We start from the raw sequence: 19,648 nt of genomic DNA, 5'->3' as shown, positions 1-19,648 counted from the left end.
TTTTCTTTCATCTCTCTTGTCCTAAATCTTTTAAAATAGCGTCAGTCAAACTCTCTGTGTCTAAGCCTAAGGATTTTTCCACTAAAGCGGTGTTCCCATGCATGATAAATTCATCCATGATTTCAAAGCTTTTAACAGGCTTTAAAATATTTTGTTCGCTCAAAAACTCTAAAATCGCGCTAGCCACCCCCCCAAGCTTGTAATTATCGCTAAAAACATAGAGCTTTTGATAAGGGGCAACGATCGCGCTTAAATTTGGATCTAAGGGCTTTAAAAACCTGAGATCCAAGAGCGCGCACTCTATGTTTTTTTCTTTTAAAGCCAGTTGGACCAAATGCGCCCGCCCCACGCCATTACCATAGCCTATGAGTAAAATTTCGCCCTCTTTTTTCAACAATTCACTTTGCCCCAAAACAAAACCGCTAGGCTCAAAAACCCCCTCTTTTAATACAAACGATCCCCTAGGGTAGCGGAACGCGCAAGGGCTTGAATCGTATTCATTAGCAAAATACACGGCGTTTTTTAAAGTCTCATTGTCTCGTGGGGCAAAAATGACCATGTTAGGGATAGAGCGCAAATACGACACGTCTAAAAGCCCTTGGTGCGTCTCGCCATCTTCACCCACGATCCCAGCCCTATCAATAGCTAATTTAATCGGCAGGCTAGAAATGCAAGCGTCATGCACAATAGAATCATAAGCCCTCTGCAAAAAAGTAGAATAGATACTCACAAAAGGTTTAAACCCCTCTTTAGCCATAGCACTACTGGAAGTTAAAGCGTGTTGTTCAGCGATAGCGACATCAAAAAAGCGCAAAGGGTAAGCGTCAATGAGTTTGTCTAATCCTGTGCCGCTAGGCATCGCCGCGGTTACGCCTACGATTTTTTCATCTTTATTGGCCAATTCTAAAAGGGTGTTAGAATACGCTTCAGTGGGCGATAAAATCGCGCTTTTGGATTTTTTAGACAAGCCGGTATCCAAATCAAAAGGCCCCACCCCATGCCATTTTTCATAGCGCCCTTCAGCGATTTTATAGCCTTTGCCTTTTAAGGTTTGCGCATGGATTAGCACCGGTTCTTTAAGCTCTTTGGCTAATTTCAAGGTCTCAATAATCGCGCTCAAATCATGCCCGTTAATAGGCCCTATATAATTAATGCCCAATTCTTCAAAAAACACGCCCGGGGTGATGAGTTTAAAAGATTCTTCAAAACGGCTCGCTAAGTAATTCACGCTTTCAGGTAAGGTGCTTAAGATTTTTTTAACTTTAGAGCGGAAAGACTGATAAAACGGGCCCTTCATCAGCTGGCTAAGGGCTTTAGACAAAGCTCCAATAGGCGTGCTGATACTCATTTCATTATCGTTCAAAATCATGATCATGGGGTATTTCCTATCGCCCAGTTCGTTTAAGGCTTCATAAAAAATCCCTGCACTGATGCTCCCATCGCCTAATAAAGCGATAGGCATGCCTAGCGCTTGTTTCAAACAAAAAGCTTTAGCCACCCCCACGCCTATGGACACCGAAGTGGAGCTATGCCCGGCGATGAAATAATCGTATGCGCTCTCGCTGGGTTTAGTAAAGCCGCTCAAACCTTGAAATTGCCTTAAAGTGCTAAAGCTTTCAAAGCGCCCGGTTAAAAGCTTATGGGCATAAGCTTGGTGCGAAGTGTCAAAAATGAAAGGGTTTTTTTGGCAATCAAATAAGGCATGCATGCCCACAATCAGCTCCACAGCCCCTAAAGAAGAGCTTAAATGCCCCCCATTAGCACTCACCACTTCTAAAATACGATTCCTTAGCGTTTGACACACCAACTCCAAGCTTGCAATATCGTTAGGGTTTAAATCAAAAGTTTTATTTTGCAAAATCACACCTTAAAATTTTCCAACACGCTTTCTTTGAGCGTTTTAAAGCGCTCCATTAAATTCCCATCAAGACTCCCGTTAGAGCTAGTGATCATAACGCCTCCTTTAGAAATAGCCTCATTACTCTCCAATTTGATTTTAGAAGCGTTTTGCAAACGCTCGTTTAAATAAGGGTAATCCAAGGGATTGACCTTTAAATGAATATCCGTTGCGTCTAAAATGTTTTTTAAAAGCTCTTCAGCTAAAGCTAGGGCCACTTTTTGGCTGTTGTCTTCCACTTCTTTAAGGATCACTTCTTTAGCTATATCTATCGCAATCGCACTCAGTTCCTTTTCTAAAGCCATTAAATGATCTTGTGATTTTTTCATTTTTTCATCTAAAGCCGTGATCGCATGCAAAAGCTGGTTTTTTTCTTCATTCACGCTGTGGGTGAGCTCGTTACGCATTTTTTCTTCGCCCTCTTTAAAGCCGATTTTATAGCCGTCGTTTTTAGCGTTTTCAATCAAAGCTTTACTCTCTTCTTGGGCTTTTTCAAATTGCATTTGCAATTTCACCAAATGGCTTGAAAGCTCATCGGTTTTTTTCAATAAGCAATCAATCAAATCGTTTTCTATCGCTTTTTTTTCCAAAGGCTCTTGGGGGTGGTTAGGCGTTTCTAAAGACGCGCCATTAGGATTAGTTTTAGGGGGTAAGTTTGCCATGCTCTTAAATTCGTATTTTTGAATGTCATGCTTATTCAAATGGTCTTTTTGGATCAAATTTTTGCGGCTATTCAATAACATCTTCCTCTTCACCGGTTTGGATCACGCCTTTTTCTTGCAAGCTCTGCACGATTTCAATGATCTTTCTTTGAGCCACATCCACATCTTTGATTTTAACCGCCCCTAAATACTGCATTTCTTCTACAAATTGTTCTGCCGCTCTGCTGCTCATGTTGTTTAAGAATTTATCGGTTAAATCTTGGGTAGAAGTTTTTAAAGCCAAAGACAAATCTTTTTTATCCGCTACTTTTAAAATCTCTCTGATAGCGAAATTGTCTAGTTTGGCTATATCTTCAAAAGTGAACATCATTTCTTTAATCGCACCGGCGAGCTTGTTATCCACGCTTTCAATGCGAGCGAGCGTGGTTTTAGCGCTCTTTTGGCCTAAGCGGTTAAAGATTTCAGCCACTGCCCTTAGGCCGCCCACTTCAATTTTATAACTGGTGAGCGATTCTAATTTGTTTTCTAGCACGGTAGAAACCCTTTTTACGACTTGAGGCGATATTTCGCCTAAATTCGCCATTCTAATGGAGATCTCGGCTTTCATTTCATCAGGAAAATAGCTTAAGGTTTCAGCGGCATTTGGGGCTTCCATGTGGGCTAAAATCAAGGCGATGGTTTGAGGGTGTTCGTTAATGATGAAATCAGCGAGTTGTTGGGGTTTGATTTTGCCTAAATAAGCGAAATTCTTTTGCGTTTGCAAGCTTTTAGTGAGTTTGTCCATCACCTTTCTGGCTTCTTCGCTCCCTAAAGTCCTGGTTAAAAGCTCTCTAGCGTATTCTAAACCGCCGGTGTTGATGTATTGGTTGGATTGGAAAATCGCAAAAAATTCCTCCAAAACCGCCGCGCCGATTTGCTTGTCTGTGCCGTTTAATTGCACGATTTGTTTAGAAATCTCTGTAATAGAGTCAATGTCTAAATGCCTTAAAATCTCGCCTGTGGTGTCTTCGCCCACTTGAATGAGTAAAATGGCGATTTTTTCACTCATGGAGAGTTCGTCTAATTGAGCCTTTTGTTTGGGGGTGAGCTTGGTTGCCATTTTTAACCTTTTATCTTTTTAGCTTTTGATGCCATCTGAAGAAATTTCATCTTTGATTAAGAGTTTAAAGAGCATAGCGATTTCATCAGGACGCTCTTTAAGGGTCCCTCTAATCTTTTCTAAAATAATTTCATATCTTACTTCTTCTTCGCTAAAGGTTGCATTAAGCCCTAATTGATCTTCTACTTTTTTTCTCAAATCGCCCAATTTATTCAACTCATCTTCTTCTTCATCCATTTCTTCAAACATGGATTTCACTTCCTTATCTTCATCAGGCACCACTTCTAGCATGCGCTCGCTGAAAGGCACGATCACTTTTTTATAGAAAATGAATAGCACTATAAACACCAAAACATACTTGATTAAAGGCGTGAAAGATCCTAAGATTTTTTGAGTCTTGTGCATGATTTTTTCGCTAAAGGTAGCGTTATCAATCACAGGCGCCATAGGATTAAATTCAAAATTACTCACCGCCACATCATCGCCTCTATTTTGGTTATAGCCAATGGCTTGTTTCACTAAAGCGTTGATTTTTTTAAGCGCTTCATCGCTCAAAGGCACATATTCCAAAGTGTTCACACCATCTTTAAGCGCGATTTTATACTTGCCATCCACCACAACCGCTGCATTCAAGCGCACTAAAGTGCCAAACTCGCCCTTAATTTCGCTAACGGTTTTACCCACTTCATAATTGGTCGTGTTTTGAGATTTTTCGTATTTTTCTGGCTCTTTATTGTCCTTTAATCCTTGCACCGGGCCGATATTGCTCACCACCCCAGGCACACCGCCGACTTGTTTTTTAGAAGCGCCTTCTTTTTTTTCTTCTAAATTTTGCTCGCTCCTTACAACATTATTGGGATCAAAAGTCTCTTTAGTGCTTTTCTTTTGGCTGAAATCAAACTCCGCATTGACCCTTGCGACCACCTTGTTTTTACCCCCCACAATAGGGGCTAAGATATTGACAATCTTATTTTCTAAAATGTTTTCAAAATTTTGTTTGTAATGCAATTGCTCTAGGGCTAATTCTTTGGAGTTTTCTAATATATCGCCTTCGCCTATTGATTCGCCGTTTTCATTCACGATTTTCACATTTTCTATCGTGAGTTTAGGCACAGCTGCAGCGATTAAATTTTTAATCCCTAAAATTTGAGTGGGTGAAAGCTTCATGTCAGGCTTGAGTTTGAGCATCACCGAAGCGCTAGGAGGGACTTCTTTAGCCACAAACACGCTGTCTTTAGGGATTGCAATATGCACATTGGCTTTCAAAATGGGGTTTAAACTTTCAATCGTGCGCGACAATTCCCCCTCAATGGCGCGAATGAGTTTGATATTTTGATCAAAATCAGTCGCCCCAAAGTCTTTAGTGTCAAAGATTTCAAAGCCCACTTTACTCGTTTTAGGGATCCCTTGAGAAGCCAGTGTGATCCTTTCTTCATACACTTTATCTTTAGGGATAAGAATGGTGTCATCTCTTGAGACTTTATAAGGGATTTGGCTTTGCTGGAGGTGCTGTAAGATTAAAGCGTTATCGCTAGAGTCTAATCCTTCAAATAAAACCCCATAGCCCCCTTGCGCGTAGTCTTTTTCTTTAAAAGGATAGAGCAATAAAAACACGAGCAAAGCGGTGATCAAAACCCCCGCTGCAATCAGGGCGATTTTTTGCTTTTTATTGAGCTTGATGAAAAAATCAACAATCCGTTGCAATAATACCTTTAAATCCAATATTAAAACCTTGATAAAATTTTCATTCTTTTAAGCCGTTCGCTTAGATCTTTTGGAACACGCTCAAATAAATCCCTATGGAAAAACAAGCCCCTAACGCCCCTAAACAAAACCCTCCTAAAACACTGCTAAAAGACACCCCTAAAACAATCAGTGCTAACCCTATTAAAAGAATCAAACCAAGCAAACTATAAGAAAGAATGTTTTGAAATATTTGATGCGTGATCAAATGGGGTATCAATAAAACAAGCAACCCATAAAATAGCGTTAAAGAAAGCGCAATAGCGCTAGGGAAATTAGCACTGTGCGAAAGCCATTGAATGGAGTGTGCCAAAAGGTGTTTTAAAGATTCTAAAAGGGCTTCAAATAAGATCACGCTTAGCACAAACCACACCCCAAGCGCTAAGTTTCTGCGATACAGGCTTAAAAACACCCCCACCAACAAGCTCAAAGGCAACACGAATTGAGAAGAGCCTAAAAAAACAACGCATCGGAGCGTTTGATCTAAAATAGGGCTAGAAGAATTTGAATGCATCAAGCTAAAAATGGCATTATCCATGGGGTTGGTGTAACCAAAAAGGACTAAAACAGCAATCATAATAAAAAGCGCGCTAAAAACGCCTCCTAGAAGAAAAAGGGTTTTCACTTGTAATAAAAAGAATGGTTTGGGTTGTGTGGAAACATTTTTGAAAGAATTTTCAGCCATTGTTTAAAACCCTTTTAGTCAGTTCATTCAAACTTGATACTATACGCCAACAAACTTTAAAATTGCTCTTAAAATTTTTAAGACAACGAAGTTTAAACGCATAAAAGCTTTTTATTCTAATCAAACCTAGCTAATAAGAAACTGAAATTGTTTTTTTTTTTGTAAAATCGTTTTAATTTTTGCACTCTTTTAAAGCTTTTTAACCCTTTTTAGACTACAATGTGAGAAGTAAAAATCAAAGGAACGCATTAACTTATGGATAGAGCCAAATTTATATTCGTTACAGGGGGCGTGTTAAGCTCTCTAGGGAAAGGGATTTCATCTTCTTCAATCGCTACGCTTTTGCAGCATTGCAATTATCAGGTTTCTATTTTGAAGATTGACCCTTATATTAATATTGACCCAGGCACCATGAGTCCTTTAGAGCATGGGGAAGTGTTTGTTACAAGCGATGGCGCTGAAACGGATTTAGACATAGGGCATTATGAGCGCTTTTTGAACAGGAATTTAACGAGGTTGAATAATTTCACTACCGGGCAGATTTTTTCAAGCGTGATAGAAAACGAAAGGAAAGGGGAATATTTAGGCAAAACCATTCAAATCGTCCCCCATGTAACCGATGAAATCAAAAGGCGCATTAAAAGCGCGGCTAAGGGGTTGGATTTTTTAATCGTGGAAGTGGGTGGAACCGTGGGCGATATGGAGGGCATGTTTTATTTGGAAGCAATCCGCCAGCTTAAACTGGAATTAGGGAATGAAAAAGTCATCAATGTGCATGTAACCCTAATCCCCTATATCCAAACCACTAACGAATTAAAAACCAAACCCACGCAACATTCCGTCCAGGAATTACGGCGCCTTGGCGTAACCCCTCAAATCATTTTGGCGCGATCGCCTAAGCCTTTGGATAAAGAGTTGAAAAATAAAATCGCTTTGAGTTGCGATGTGGAGCAAGACAGCGTGATTGTAGCCACAGACACTAAAAGCATTTACGCATGCCCCATTCTTTTCTTGCAAGAAGGCATTTTAACCCCCATTGCCAGACGCTTTAATTTGAATAAACTACACCCCAAAATGGCGGCTTGGAACACTTTAGTAGAAAAGATTATCGCTCCTAAACACAAAGTCAAAATCGGTTTTGTGGGCAAGTATTTAAGCTTAAAAGAATCTTATAAATCCCTGATTGAAGCCTTAATCCATGCGGGCGCGCATTTGGACACGCAAGTCAATATTGAATGGCTGGATAGCGAGAATTTTAATGAAAAAACGGATTTAGATGGCGTTGATGCGATTTTAGTGCCGGGGGGCTTTGGAGAAAGGGGGATTGAGGGCAAAATTTGCGCCATTCAAAGGGCTAGGCTAGAAAAACTTCCTTTTTTAGGGATTTGTTTGGGCATGCAATTAGCGATCGTTGAATTTTGCCGCAATGTTTTGGGTTTAAAAGGGGCTAACTCTACGGAGTTTAACCAACGCTGCGAATACCCTGTGGTGTATTTGATTGGAGATTTTATGGATCAAAACCACCAAAAACAGGTGCGTACCTATAATTCGCCCTTAGGAGGCACCATGCGATTAGGGGAATACGAATGCGAAATCATGCCAAACAGCTTGTTAGAAAAAGCTTATAAAAAGCCTAGCATTAAAGAAAGACACCGCCATCGTTATGAAATCAACCCCAAATACCGCCAAGAGTGGGAAAATAAGGGCTTGAAAGTGGTGGGTTTTGGGGCGAATCATTTGATTGAAGCGATTGAGTTAGAAGATCACCCGTTCTTTGTAGGGGTGCAATTCCACCCAGAATTCACCTCCAGGTTGCAAAGCCCTAACCCAATTATTTTGGATTTCATTAAGAACGCTCTTTCTAAATCCTAATCTAAAGAATGAAACAAAAGCTTAAAGCTCAAATCAAAGAGCGCATGGCTTCTATCGCTTATAATGAAAAAGGGTTTCCTAGCCCCTTTTTATTCAAAGACTTGAAAAAAGCCGCGCTCAAAATCATAGAAGCCATGCGTGTAAACACAGAGATTTTAGTGGTGGGCGATTATGACGCTGACGGCGTGATTAGCTCTACTATCATGGCAAAATTTTTTGAAAGCCTGAACTATAAGCATGTCCGCATTGCAATCCCTAATCGCTTCATGGATGGCTATGGGATTTCTAAAAAGTTTTTAGAAAAACACCACGCCCCTTTAATCATCACGGTGGATAACGGGATTAACGCCTTTGAAGCCGCGCGATTTTGCAAAGAAAAAAATTACACCCTTATCATCACCGATCACCATTGCTTAAATAATGATGAAGTCCCAGACGCTTATGCGGTGATCAACCCCAAGCAACCGGATTGTGATTTTATCCAAAAGGAAGTGTGCGGGGCGTTGGTGGCGTTTTATTTGTGCTATGGGATCCACCAGCTTCTAGGAAAAGAAAAGAGCCATTCTAGTGAGTTGTTATGCTTAGCGGGCGTGGCGACTATTGCTGATATGATGCCTTTGACTTTTTTTAACCGCTTTTTAGTTTCTAAAGCCTTGTATTTTTTGCAAAAAGAATCCTTAGGGGCAATGGGGTTTTTACGCCAAAGAGAAGTTTTTAGAAAACGCTCTTTAAAAGCGAGCGATATTTCTTTTAATATCGCCCCTTTAATCAACTCCGCAGGGCGCATGCAAGACGCTAAAATGGCTTTAGATTTTTTAAGTGCGAATAATTTTCAAGATGGTTATTCTTTGTATGAACGCTTGAAAGCATGCAATACGAAGCGTAAAATGATCCAACAGCAGGTTTTTGAAGAAGCCTTTAAGCACGCGATGGTTGGAGAAAAAATCATCATCGCTTTTAAGGACAATTGGCATGAGGGCGTGCTTGGGATTGTGGCTTCAAAATTAGTGGAAGCCACTCAAAAGCCAAGCCTGGTTTTTACCTTTAAAGAAGGGGTGTATAAAGGGAGCGCTCGTAGCTCTCCAAATATTGACTTGATTGACGCTTTGAATGGGGTTTCTTCTTTGTTGCTCGGCTATGGAGGGCATAGGCAAGCGTGCGGGTTGAGCGTTGGAAAAAACAATATCGTCTCGCTCTTTGAAACTTTAGAAAATTTTGATTTTAAAGTCTTGCCTTTTTGTGAAGAAGAACCCCCTTTAACGCTCAAATTAAAAGACATTGACAGAGAGCTTTTAGAGATTATAGAAATGGGCGAACCTTATGGGCAAGAAAACCCCGAGCCTTTATTCCAAGCGCAAAATTTAGAAGTCATAGAAGAAAAAATCATCAAAGAAAGCCACCAGGTTTTGCGTTTTAAGGATAAAGAATGCGTCAAAGAGGCTATTTATTTTAACGCTGATCGGTTTCTGAAAGCGGGCGAAAAGGTGAGTGCGATTTTTAGCGTGGAATTAGATGAGTGTTCTAATGAGCCTAAAATGTTTGTTAAAAGTTTGTTGTAGTGCCTTTTGTTGAAGAAGAATTTGAAATTTTAAAACCCACCAAAGCCTTGTTTTTGGTGCGCGATGTTTTAAAATGCTCTCTAAAAGAAGCCCAACGCCACCTTGACAAACAACGCCTGAAACAAAACCAACAAGCCGTGCGTAAATCTCAAATCATTCAAGGGGTCGTTAGCTTGATTCATTTCAAGCCTAATGAAAAAACTCAAGCACTTGTTTTTGAAACGAAGGATTTTGGCGTGTTTGACAAACCCGCTCAAGTCTATACCCACCCTAAAGGCTATTTTTACCATGAAAGCTTATTAGATTGTATCCAATCGCATTTGGGCAAAAACGCCCACCCAGCCCACAGATTGGACTATGAAACGAGCGGGTTAGTTTTGGCGGGTAAAACCTTACAAAGCGTTAAGGATTTAAAAGCGCTTTTCATGCAAAAAAAAGTGAAAAAAACTTATTTGGCGCTAGCGCATGGGTTGGTGGATAAAAGTATCACCATAGACAAACCCATTCTAACGCCACAAAACATTCAAAAAGATTTGCGCATTCGATCTCAAATTTCTCCTTTAGGCAAGCCTTCAATCACGCTTGTTGAGCCTTTAAGCTATAACCCTTTTTTGGATATAAGCTTGCTTAAAATAACCCCGCTCACCGGGCGCACGCACCAGATCCGCTTGCATCTAAGCAGTATAAATCACAGGATCGTGGGCGAGGGGCTTTATGGGGTGGCTGATGAAGAAGCGAGAGGATACCTTCAATTAAAGCGTGAAAATAACGCCCCTTTACTCATGCTCTATGCCGCTAGTTTAGAGTTTGAATTTAAAGGGGCGATCTATCAAATCGCTTCCCCAATGCCCGAACGCTTCATGCCTTTTTTAAAAGATCTACCGCTCTTTTATTGATTATCCCCTGATTACTTTTATTGATTATTTTTTGATTATTTTTTGATTATTTTTATTGGGGGGTTTTTTTGATTAAGATTTTCTATATGCTTTTTTAATCCCCCTTATCCTTTCTAGTTTTCAATTCCTCTTGTTTTTTGAGAATCATTTCTTCGGTAATGTTAGAAAGCTTGTCTTTATGGTTTTCATGATTAGAATCTTCTTTGTGGCGGGACTCTTCTTGTTTTTTTGAAATGATTTCTTCAGCAGTGTCAGAGAGTTTTTCAAAATTTTTGGTGTCTTTGTAGTTGGAGCGGTTTTTTAAATTCTCCCTAATCTGCCTTTTTCTTTGAATGAGTGCAAACATTTTTTGGCTGAATTGGTAGCATTTACGCGCGCTTATGACAATCACGCCCCACTTGATTAGTAAAGCGATCAAAAGCCAAATGAAAGAGCTAGAAGTGTCCAATAAAAACTGGCGCACATCGCTATAAACCCAAATATCCACTAAAATAACCAACAGAGTGATCAAAATAGAAAACGCAATGCTTTTAAACCTAAAAAGCCACGCCACGATCACAAACCCTCTCGTGTGCCTGTGGGCTAACAGCCAGCGTTCATTCTTTTCGCTAAAAAAATTCATCAAACCAGAAATTACGCTATTTTTCTTGCTCATTTTCGCCCTTTTCCCAAACTTCTTTAAAATGCTTGGTGGTTTTTTCTTGTTTTTCTTTCAATTCTTTAGCGTGGATTTGCTCTAACAATCTTTTTTCTTCAGCTTCAAACATGATTTTTAATTCTTCTTCATTAAAATCGCTCAGTTGCATATTCTCTTTTATCAAGCGTTTTTCTACGATTTTAACCGCTTGCTCCCTGATTTTTTGAGATTTTTCTTTAAAAAGCGCTCGTTTGGTTTTTTGAAACGCTTCATTGGAATTTTTGTGGATCGTTTGTTTGCAAAAATCTAAAAAATCCTTGACTTGATGCATAATTTTCATGGTTATCCGTTTTTAAAGAGTTTTTAAGACTAATGACCCCTAAAAGAATACCAAAAAAAGATTAAAACTCCCTAGTAAAATATTTTCTTAAAAGAATAGGGAGCGTTTTGGCGATGCTCTTATCCCCCTAAAAACCTAAGGCTTTTTTCTTGTCATAGGACATATCGCATGCCTTTTGATCTAATGATTCGCAAAGCACTTCAAGGCTAAATATCTCGCATGCTTCTTTATGTCCTAATTCGCAAAGCCCTTTATAAGTAACCATCTCGCATGCTTCTTGCTTTCCTAGTTTGCAAGCTTTTTCAAATTTTTCCATCGCTTGTTTTTCATTTTTGACTACACCCTTTCCAATATATTGCATAGCTCCTAGTGTGGAACACCCAAACTTATCGTTTAAATCACACGCTTTAGAGTAGTATTGAGTGGCTTTTTTAAAGTCTTTCTCATATAATCCCCCTAACATAAGACACCCACTACCACTATTTAATTCACAAGCTTTAGAGAGATATTGAAAAACTTCTTGTTTGTTCGCTAGTTCATCTCCTCTTGTTGATAATATTACACACCCTCCAGCATTATCTAATTCACACGCTTTAGAGTAGTATTGAGCGGCTTTTTTCAAACGCTCTTTTAACCTAGGATTCTCCTTTCCTAATTACCAGATTTTCACCCTCATATAGACCCCCTAGACTAACACACCCCTTAGCATAGTTTAAATTACAAGCTTTTTCAAAATATTCCTTAGCTTGAATATAATACTTCTTAGCCTCAAGACTATCTCCTCTAAATGCACCACCCCCACCACTCACGGCAAAATCAAGAATCTCTTTGCCCTGATCAAAAAGCTCTTCAGGGTTTGGCTCTGCCATTAACCCCCCCCCCCAATCAACACACAACACAAGCACAAAGCCCTAAAAATCGCTTTTTTGAAACTTTTCAGCATGACGCTTCTCCCTTTTATTAAAAAATTCAGACTTTATTATAATCAAATTGCAATCAGATCTAATGATTTTTTAAAACCTGCTGGCAATAGCGCTCTAAAATCCCACAAGCGCTCAAAGAGTCTAACCGGCCGTCTTTGATAGCGAGCCGCTTATTTTTCCTACCCAAATACTCTAAATTTTCACAAGCTTCTATGCTGGAGCTATCTTCATTAATAAAAACGATTTCGCCCTTAAAATCTACAAGCTTGATAAAATGCTCAATGCGAATATTCGTATCCGCATAATTTTCATTAGGCTTACCCACCACTAGCACTTGAATGTTTTTTTCTCTCAACAAATCACTCAAATCCCTAGAGGCCTGATTCCTATTGTGGCGCAAAATCGCTTCTAAAGGCAAAATAATACCATTGAAAAGCATGGCGATGCCGATGCGTTTTAGCCCCACATCGCATGCCAAAATCACGCTAACACCACGAGATGATTGACGCGCTTGATCTTACCTAATAGCTCGTATTCTAAAAGTTTATCCCCAAATTTGAGATACGCTTCTTCATAGCTAGGGTTTTTCGCGCAATATTCTAAAAATTCATCTTTATTTTCATTTATTTCTTGTAAATGATAGTCTTTTAAAAGGGTGTTTATAAAATGATAAATATTAAATATCCCTTGAGCCTGCCCTTTTTCTAAAAGCTCATTAGTGCCATCGCTCTCATTCAAGCGCTGAGGTAAAACAAACAAGGGTTTTTGGTATTTTTGGGCTAATCTCGCGCTGCTCATAGAGCCGCTTTTCAAATCCGCTTGAGGGATAATCACCACATCGCTTAAAGCGATCACTAAGCGGTTTCTCGCTAAAAAAGAGCCTTTAATGGGCATGAAATCCTTTTCATATTCGCTTAAAATCAAGCCGTTTTGCGCGATTTCTTGGATCACTTTATGGTTGTTGGTAGGATAGATTAAATCCAAACTGCAAGGCGAAAGCATGATCGTTGTTGGCAAGGCGTTTTCTTGAGCGATAATATCCACGCCTAACGCTCCCCCACTCACAATAACCGCACCATTTTTAGCAAGCTCTTTAGCTAGCGTGATAGTGTGTTGCTTGCTATAAGGGGTGGGTCTTCTTGTGCCTATGATAGCCACTTTTAAAGGCGCATCCAAAAGCTCGCTATTGCCCACACAATAGAGCTTTTTAGGGGGGTCTTTGAGGATGTCAAAGGCTTTAGGGATATTCTCTAGCGCGCTATATTGGAAATTACTTTTCATTTCAAACTATTTAGGCAATATAATCTCTACTTCAATCGTTTCCACGCTTTGGTTGCTATCAAGGGTTTTAAAATGAATGTCTGAAGATTTAGTGTATTTTTGAATGACAGCGATGATTTCTTTACGCATTTCTTCCATATAAGGCAAATTTAAGGTGCGCTCTTTGGCTAAAATCAATTTCAATCGATCCGTTGCAGTGGCCGCACTCCCTTTAGTTTTAAAAAAATCAAACAAACTCATGAAAACATCCCTTTTAAAGCCCTAAAAAAGCCTTTTTTAGCCTTAAATTCCACATACTCCACTTCCTCGCCTAAAATCCTTCTAGTGATGCGCTGGTAGGCTTTTGCACTCTCACAATCGGTGCGAATCACCGGCTCGCCCTTATTGGTCGCTGAAATAATGTGGCTGTCTTCAGGAATGATCCCAATCAAAGGCAAACACAAAATATTTAACACTTGTTCAATAGAAATCATTTCACCGCTTTCCACTAATTCAGGTTTTAAGCGATTGATGATTAAGTGTTTATGCACTTCTTCGCCCCTTTTAGCCCGGTTAGACTTCGCGTCAATGATGCCAATGACTCTATCGCTATCCCTTAAAGAACTCACCTCCGGCGTTACCACCACTAACGCCATGTCCGCATGCAAAATCGCATGCTCAAAACCGCTTTCAATCCCAGCGGGCGAGTCAATCAAAATATAGTCAAAATCCGCCCTTAAAGCGTTGATTAGAATCGCTACTTTTTCCTTATCTAAAATGTTTTTATCTTTACTTTGTGAAGCCGCTAAAAAAGAAAGGTTTTTAGTTTTTTTATCCACGATTAACGCTTGCGAAAGGTTGCAATTTTTCTCCATCACATCTACCACATCATAAACAATGCGATTTTCTAACCCTAAAATCATGTCCAAGTTTCTCAAACCTATATCAAAATCAACCGCTACGACTTTTTTACCGCTCTCAGCCAGTCCGATCGCCAAATTAGCCGTGGTGGTGCTTTTACCCACGCCCCCCTTACCTGAAGTGATAGTAACTACTATTGCCATATGATTCCTTTATTTTAATGATTTATTTTTCATGGTTGAATGGGGCGCGTAAAATTTCCCCAATTTGCTCTATTTTAGTCTCTTTAAGGGCTTTTCTCTCTGTGTTTAACCTAGGGTAATTCAAGCTCTTTTCTAGTAAAAAATCCTTAGCGAATGAGCCGTTTTGAATCTTTTTTAAGATTTTTTGCATGCGTTTTTCTAATAGATTTGCCATAGGCTCTCTAGCTTTAATCGCCCCAAATTCAGCGGTGTTAGAAATGTGTTTTCTCAAGCCCTCCACCCCCTTATAATGCAACAAGTCCGCTACTAATTTCACTTCATGCACGCATTCAAAATAGGCTAATTCTTCAGGGTATCCTGCCTTGATTAAAGTTTCAAACCCCATTCTTACAATCGCTTCCAACCCCCCGCACAAAACCGCTTGCTCGCCGAATAAATCGCTCTCGCATTCTTCTTTAAAGCTCGTTTCTAAAACCCCCATTCTCCCCCCACCCATCGCCTTTGCATAGCTTAAAGCCACGGCTTTAGCGTTGTTTTTTGAATTTTCTTGCTCTATGGCGATCAAATGGTATAAACCCCTATTTTTAAGGTATTCTTCTCTTAAAGCGCTCCCGGGCCCTTTTGGCGCAACTAAAATCACGCCGATGCCTTTTTTAAAAGAGACTTGATTGAAATGCACACTAAAACCATGAGCAAAGCCCACAATTTGATTCTCTTTTAAAAAAGGGATCACTTCTTTTTCTAAAACTTCCTTATGCAATTCGTCCGGGAGTAACGCCATGATCACATCAGACTTTTGGACTAATTCTTTGACTTCTAGCACTTCAAAGCCCTCTGCCTTTGCTTTTGGAATGCTCAAACTCCCTTGATACAAGCCAATACGCACTTTCACTTTAGAATCTCTCAAATTGAGCGCTTGGGCTTTTGCTTGAGCGCCATAACCAATAACGCCCACTTGCAAGGATTGGATAACGCCTAAATCAATGTCTTTATCGTAATAAACGGGTAATGCCAAATCAAATCTCCTAGCGTGTTTAAGCGAGTATTTATTTTACCATAATGGGAGCGATAATGTTTAAAAACATGCAGAATATTAAAAACTCATTAAATGGTGTGCTCGGAGGGATTCAAACCCCCGACCTACAGGACCGCAACCTGTTGCTCTATTCAGCTGAGCTACGAGCACTTTTAAAAGAAGTGAAACAAAAATTATAGCAAGAAAAACTAATTTTTTACTTAAAGGATACATTTTTTCTACTATAATTCAAAGCATGCAAAAACACTACCACGAACTCGTATCTTATTTATGCGATTTTTTAGAAAAAGAAGTTCACAAAAGAGGCTTTAAGAAAGTCGTTTACGGGTTGAGCGGGGGGCTGGATAGCGCGGTCGTTGGGGTGCTATCTCAAAAGGTTTTTAAAGAAAACGCCCATGCCCTTTTAATGCCTTCTTCAGTTTCTGTGCCAGAAAGTAAATCAGACGCTTTAAATTTGTGCGAAACCTTTTCTATCCCCTATACAGAATATTCTATCGCGCCCTATGATGCAATCTTTGGCTCTCATTTTAAAGACGCAAGCCTTACTAGAAAGGGGAATTTTTGCTCAAGATTGCGCATGGCTTTTTTATACGATTATTCTTTAAAAAGCCATTCTTTAGTCATTGGCACGAGCAATAAAAGCGAAAGAATGCTAGGCTATGGCACTTTATTTGGGGATTTGGCGTGCGCGATCAACCCGATTGGGGAATTGTTTAAAACCGAAGTTTATGAACTCGCTTGCCATTTAAATATCCCTAAAAAGATTTTAGATAAGCCCCCTAGCGCGGATTTATTTATAGGCCAAAGCGATGAAAAGGATTTGGGCTATCCTTATAGCGTGATTGATCCTTTATTAAAGGATATTGAAGCGTTGTTTCAAACAAAACCCATCCATTTAGAGACGCTCATTCAATTAGGCCATGATGAAACTTTAGTGAAAAACATAATAAGCCGTGTCCAAAAAAACGCTTTTAAACTAGAATTACCCACCATCGCCAAACGATTTGATCCTAAATGAAAAGCGATAAACCCTTTTTAGAACGCTATTTTTACGCCCCCACTCTTTTGCAAAAAGGGTTGATTTTTGCGCTCTACCCTTTTTCTTTAATCTATCAATGCATCGCTTCGTTTAAACGAAAAACCGCTAAAAAGTATGATTTTAAAATCCCTATTGTCAGCGTAGGCAACTTGATCGCTGGAGGGAGCGGTAAAACGCCCTTTATTTTAGAAATCGCGCCAAGATACCACGAAGTGGCTATTGTTTCTAGGGGGTATCAGCGGGATTCTAAAGGTTTAGTGGTGGTGAGCGTTAAAGGGAAAATTCTAGTCTCCCAAAACACAGCCGGCGATGAAGCCTATCTTTTAGCCTTAAATTTAAAACAAGCGAGCGTGATTGTGAGCGAAAAAAGAGAACTAGGCGTTTTGAAAGCCCTTGAATTAGGGGCAAAAATCGTGTTTTTAGACGATGGCTTTAGGTTTAATTTCAACCAATTCAATGCGCTTTTAAAACCCAAAGTCCCCCCCTATTACCCTTTTTGTTTGCCTAGCGGGTTGTATAGAGAAAATATTAAAAGCTATAAAGAAGCCCATTTAGTCATTACAGAAGATAAAGATTATAAAAGAATCACCTCTATTACCCGCCCCACCAAACGCATGCTTTTAGTAACGGCTATCGCCAACCCTAGCCGCTTAGACGCATTCTTGCCTAAAGAAGTGGTTAAAAAAATCTATTTTAAAGACCATGCCCCTTTTGATTTGAAGCTTTTAGAAAAAGAGTTTCATCAAAATAACGCCACTTCCTTGTTGGTTACTTCAAAAGATTTAGTCAAATTGCAAGATTGCAAATTGCCTTTGAGCGTGCTGAATTTAAGGTTAGAAATTAGCCCTAAAATTTTAGAAAAGATTGACCATTATATTTTTTCTTATCCTTATAATACAAAAGAACATCTATAAACCCCTTGTCTTTAGAGATAAAGCCTTTCAAACGCCCCTCTAACTCGTAGTGGTTTTTTTCATAAAAAGCGATCGCTTTGAAATTATCCTCCATCACTTCCAAATGCAAAGAATTTAATTGAAATTCTTCAAAAGCGATAAATTCTAAAGCTTTTAAAATGGCCTCTCCCTTATTTTTTAAAAAAGGGTTTTTATAAATCCCCAAATACCCATGCTGATGAATAAGATTGATTTTAGTGATAGAGCCAACCCCCAAATAAACGCCCTCTTCTTTAAACAAAAAATAGCGGTGGTTAGGTGAAGTTTTTAAATCTTCTATGAATTGCAAATGCGTTTTCAAAGAAATATTAGCGCTATACATCCATAAGGCAGTGTTTGGGTGGTTACGAAACTCTAAAACCAACAACTTTTCTTCATCGTTTAAATTAGTAAAATCAACCGCTTGGATATTTTCATAACAATAATTTTTTTTCAAACCCCTAAAAACTCCCTTAATGCGCCCTCTAATTTGCTCCCAAAAACTAGGTTTTTTGCCCAGGCTTGATTTTTTTGAATTTGCAATTTTTCAAAATCTTTAGCCAAAGTTTTTAAACTCGTTTGTTTGAAAATGCCTGAATTTTCAAATTCTTTGCTTTGAAGGATTTGATTAGGCGCAATGGGGATAATGAGCGAGGGCGTTTGAGAAAGGGCTAATTCATAGAGGGTTTGGCCCGCAGCGCTAATGGCGCAAGCGCAAGATTTCATCAAAGAACTGAACTCTAAAGGGCTTAAATGGTTGTAATAATGCGTGTTTTTGGGAGGGTTTTTAGGGATATGAGATGAAATGATATGCAAATTTATTTCATTATTTTCTAAAATTTTAACTATCTCTTTTAATATTTTTGGCTCGCTCCCCCCTAGCGTGATCAACACTTCTTTATTTTTTGCATTGATGGGGCGATCATAAATAAAACGAATATCAACAGGGTAAAACTCCACCCCCAAATAATGATCTTTAGAAAAATAATTGTAATGGTTTGAAGCATTGAGCATGCAATTGATGATTTTAGTCTCTTTAGGGTAAAACCCCTTGGCATGCTCTTTGTCTTCTATTACCATAAGGTTTTGAGATTTTTCTTTTAAAAGATAAAAATCTTTTGAATTTAAACAATAGCTGTCTGTAATCAAAAAATCATCGCTGCTAATTCCCTCTAAAAAAGCGCTTATATCGTTTTGCTTGTGCAAATAAAGACTCGCTCCAACGCCTAATTTTTCTATATAAGAAAGGATTTTTCCACCACGCCTTACATGCCCTAAACCGCTTGTTGCAAACGCATCGCACAAAATTTTTACTGGCATGAATTTTTTAAACGGCTGTATTTGAGCTTGGCTAATTCCAAATCTTCTAAAGTGTCAATATCTTGGACTTCTAGGGGCGATAATTCTAAAGCGATAGAATTGTGGCTAAAAATGGGCCGCATTTCTTTAAAGGCTTGAGCCTTCCCCATATAAAGCAGTCCGGCGTCATGATAGAGCGTTTTTAAATCTTGCGTGCGCGCGTTTAAATGCTCTTTGAAAGCCATTTGAACGCCGTTTTCAAGGCTAAAAGAACGATAGGGCGAAGTGCTAAAGGGGGAGCATGTGAAAACATAGTCCGCATTTTGATTTTCTTTTAAAGCCTCAAAAGCGCGTTGCAGATGTTTTTCTTGCAAAAAAACTGAAGCGCCATACAAACAACACGCTATATCATCGTCTTTTAATTTCAATTCTTCCATGTGATAGGCCATCACCTCTAAAGTCGTAGCCCTATCGTTGGCTAAAACCTTAGGGCGTAGATTCACAAAACTCGCCCCATAATTCTTGGCTAGATTAACATACTCCATGCTGTCGCTAGAAATAAACACTTTTTCAAAGATCTTGGAGTTTAGCGCCGCTTCAATAGGGTAAGCGAGCATGGGTTTATTGAAAAAATCAATAATATTTTTATTCTTGATCCTTTTACTGGAACTTCTGGCTAAAACAATAGCGATCGCTCTCATGCTA

20 protein-coding genes, 1 tRNA gene and 1 pseudogene are annotated in these 19,648 nt (G+C 39.2%); 5 read left to right on the top strand and 17 right to left on the bottom strand.

The features are described from left to right. Positions 1 to 7: 7 nt before the first annotated feature. From dxs to QT74_RS01095, 5 genes are read right to left on the bottom strand one after another with little or no spacing between them, the layout of a single operon-like run. On the bottom strand, positions 8 to 1,858 hold the full coding sequence (gene dxs / locus QT74_RS01115) for a 1-deoxy-D-xylulose-5-phosphate synthase (RefSeq protein WP_033763932.1): 1,851 nt from the start codon (positions 1,856 to 1,858) through the stop codon (positions 8 to 10). Between the two features lie 2 nt (positions 1,859 to 1,860). After that, positions 1,861 to 2,640: a flagellar assembly protein FliH gene (gene fliH, locus QT74_RS01110; protein WP_080247111.1), complete on the bottom strand. Its 780-nt coding sequence runs from the start codon at positions 2,638 to 2,640 to the stop codon at positions 1,861 to 1,863. Further along, on the bottom strand, positions 2,627 to 3,658 hold the full coding sequence (fliG, locus tag QT74_RS01105) for a flagellar motor switch protein FliG (protein ID WP_000201859.1): 1,032 nt from the start codon (positions 3,656 to 3,658) through the stop codon (positions 2,627 to 2,629). Before fliG ends, fliH begins: the two co-directional genes overlap by 14 nt. Positions 3,659 to 3,676: 18 nt before the next feature. Beyond that, positions 3,677 to 5,380 (bottom strand): flagellar basal-body MS-ring/collar protein FliF, encoded by a 1,704-nt coding sequence (gene fliF, locus QT74_RS01100; protein WP_033763929.1) that lies wholly within the window; start codon positions 5,378 to 5,380, stop codon positions 3,677 to 3,679. A 43-nt stretch (positions 5,381 to 5,423) separates the two neighbouring features. Further along, positions 5,424 to 6,086, bottom strand: a complete 663-nt coding sequence (locus QT74_RS01095; protein ID WP_033763927.1) for a phosphatase PAP2 family protein — start codon at positions 6,084 to 6,086, stop codon at positions 5,424 to 5,426. 255 nt (positions 6,087 to 6,341) lie between these two features. On the opposite strand from QT74_RS01095, the gene pyrG reads away from it, so the two are divergent. Genes pyrG through QT74_RS01080 form a run of 3 tightly spaced genes read left to right on the top strand, consistent with a single transcriptional unit; the run spans position 6,342 to position 10,413 of the window. Further along, a complete protein-coding gene (gene pyrG / locus QT74_RS01090) occupies positions 6,342 to 7,958 on the top strand; it encodes a glutamine hydrolyzing CTP synthase (protein WP_033763924.1) in 1,617 nt (538 codons plus the stop codon). A gap of 8 nt (positions 7,959 to 7,966) precedes the next feature. Further along, positions 7,967 to 9,517 (top strand): single-stranded-DNA-specific exonuclease RecJ, encoded by a 1,551-nt coding sequence (recJ, locus tag QT74_RS01085; RefSeq protein WP_033763922.1) that lies wholly within the window; start codon positions 7,967 to 7,969, stop codon positions 9,515 to 9,517. Beyond that, on the top strand, positions 9,517 to 10,413 hold the full coding sequence (locus QT74_RS01080; protein ID WP_033763921.1) for an RluA family pseudouridine synthase: 897 nt from the start codon (positions 9,517 to 9,519) through the stop codon (positions 10,411 to 10,413). The genes recJ and QT74_RS01080 overlap by 1 nt, the downstream gene beginning before the upstream one ends. Before the next feature lie 94 nt (positions 10,414 to 10,507). Here the strand turns inward: QT74_RS01080 and QT74_RS01075 are convergent, their stop codons facing one another. From QT74_RS01075 to QT74_RS01035, 9 genes and pseudogenes are all read right to left on the bottom strand, one after another. Next, positions 10,508 to 11,068, bottom strand: a complete 561-nt coding sequence (locus QT74_RS01075) for a hypothetical protein (RefSeq protein WP_033763918.1) — start codon at positions 11,066 to 11,068, stop codon at positions 10,508 to 10,510. Next, positions 11,052 to 11,390: a hypothetical protein gene (locus QT74_RS01070; protein WP_000699885.1), complete on the bottom strand. Its 339-nt coding sequence runs from the start codon at positions 11,388 to 11,390 to the stop codon at positions 11,052 to 11,054. Before QT74_RS01070 ends, QT74_RS01075 begins: the two co-directional genes overlap by 17 nt. A 127-nt stretch (positions 11,391 to 11,517) precedes the next feature. Continuing rightward, positions 11,518 to 12,259: pseudogene (locus QT74_RS01065) on the bottom strand (tetratricopeptide repeat protein). Positions 12,260 to 12,392: 133 nt separating this feature from the next. Continuing rightward, on the bottom strand, positions 12,393 to 12,797 hold the full coding sequence (ruvX, locus tag QT74_RS01060) for a Holliday junction resolvase RuvX (protein WP_033763916.1): 405 nt from the start codon (positions 12,795 to 12,797) through the stop codon (positions 12,393 to 12,395). Next, the gene (gene dprA / locus QT74_RS01055; RefSeq protein WP_033763914.1) at positions 12,794 to 13,594 is read right to left on the bottom strand and encodes a DNA-processing protein DprA; all 801 of its coding nucleotides are present in this window, start codon (positions 13,592 to 13,594) and stop codon (positions 12,794 to 12,796) included. The genes ruvX and dprA overlap by 4 nt, the downstream gene beginning before the upstream one ends. Before the next feature lie 6 nt (positions 13,595 to 13,600). After that, complete coding sequence (gene minE / locus QT74_RS01050) at positions 13,601 to 13,834, bottom strand: cell division topological specificity factor MinE (RefSeq protein WP_000051430.1); 234 nt, start codon at positions 13,832 to 13,834, stop codon at positions 13,601 to 13,603. Further along, on the bottom strand, positions 13,831 to 14,637 hold the full coding sequence (minD, locus tag QT74_RS01045; protein ID WP_033619837.1) for a septum site-determining protein MinD: 807 nt from the start codon (positions 14,635 to 14,637) through the stop codon (positions 13,831 to 13,833). The genes minE and minD overlap by 4 nt, the downstream gene beginning before the upstream one ends. A gap of 22 nt (positions 14,638 to 14,659) precedes the next feature. Continuing rightward, a complete protein-coding gene (ilvC, locus tag QT74_RS01040; RefSeq protein WP_033763912.1) occupies positions 14,660 to 15,652 on the bottom strand; it encodes a ketol-acid reductoisomerase in 993 nt (330 codons plus the stop codon). Between the two features lie 94 nt (positions 15,653 to 15,746). Next, a tRNA-Arg gene (locus QT74_RS01035) sits at positions 15,747 to 15,823 on the bottom strand. Between the two features lie 85 nt (positions 15,824 to 15,908). On the opposite strand from QT74_RS01035, the gene QT74_RS01030 reads away from it, so the two are divergent. Continuing rightward, positions 15,909 to 16,691 (top strand): NAD+ synthase, encoded by a 783-nt coding sequence (locus QT74_RS01030; protein WP_033602187.1) that lies wholly within the window; start codon positions 15,909 to 15,911, stop codon positions 16,689 to 16,691. Beyond that, positions 16,688 to 17,626: a tetraacyldisaccharide 4'-kinase gene (locus QT74_RS01025; RefSeq protein WP_033763910.1), complete on the top strand. Its 939-nt coding sequence runs from the start codon at positions 16,688 to 16,690 to the stop codon at positions 17,624 to 17,626. Before QT74_RS01030 ends, QT74_RS01025 begins: the two co-directional genes overlap by 4 nt. Here the strand turns inward: QT74_RS01025 and pseH are convergent. From pseH to pseF, 3 genes are read right to left on the bottom strand one after another with little or no spacing between them, the layout of a single operon-like run. After that, positions 17,559 to 18,101, bottom strand: coding sequence for a UDP-4-amino-4,6-dideoxy-N-acetyl-beta-L-altrosamine N-acetyltransferase (gene pseH, locus QT74_RS01020; protein ID WP_033618026.1), 543 nt, complete (start codon positions 18,099 to 18,101; stop codon positions 17,559 to 17,561). The two genes, QT74_RS01025 and pseH, sit on opposite strands and share 68 nt — an antisense overlap. Beyond that, the gene (locus tag QT74_RS08640; RefSeq protein WP_033763907.1) at positions 18,098 to 18,964 is read right to left on the bottom strand and encodes a hypothetical protein; all 867 of its coding nucleotides are present in this window, start codon (positions 18,962 to 18,964) and stop codon (positions 18,098 to 18,100) included. Before QT74_RS08640 ends, pseH begins: the two co-directional genes overlap by 4 nt. Next, the gene (gene pseF / locus QT74_RS08635) at positions 18,955 to 19,644 is read right to left on the bottom strand and encodes a pseudaminic acid cytidylyltransferase (protein WP_033763905.1); all 690 of its coding nucleotides are present in this window, start codon (positions 19,642 to 19,644) and stop codon (positions 18,955 to 18,957) included. Before pseF ends, QT74_RS08640 begins: the two co-directional genes overlap by 10 nt. Positions 19,645 to 19,648: the final 4 nt, after the last annotated feature.

The organism is Helicobacter pylori SA213A (assembly GCF_000476275.1).
Taxonomy (GTDB): Bacteria; Campylobacterota; Campylobacteria; order Campylobacterales; family Helicobacteraceae; genus Helicobacter; species Helicobacter pylori_CL.
This window is presented reverse-complemented; position numbering and strand designations above follow the sequence as displayed.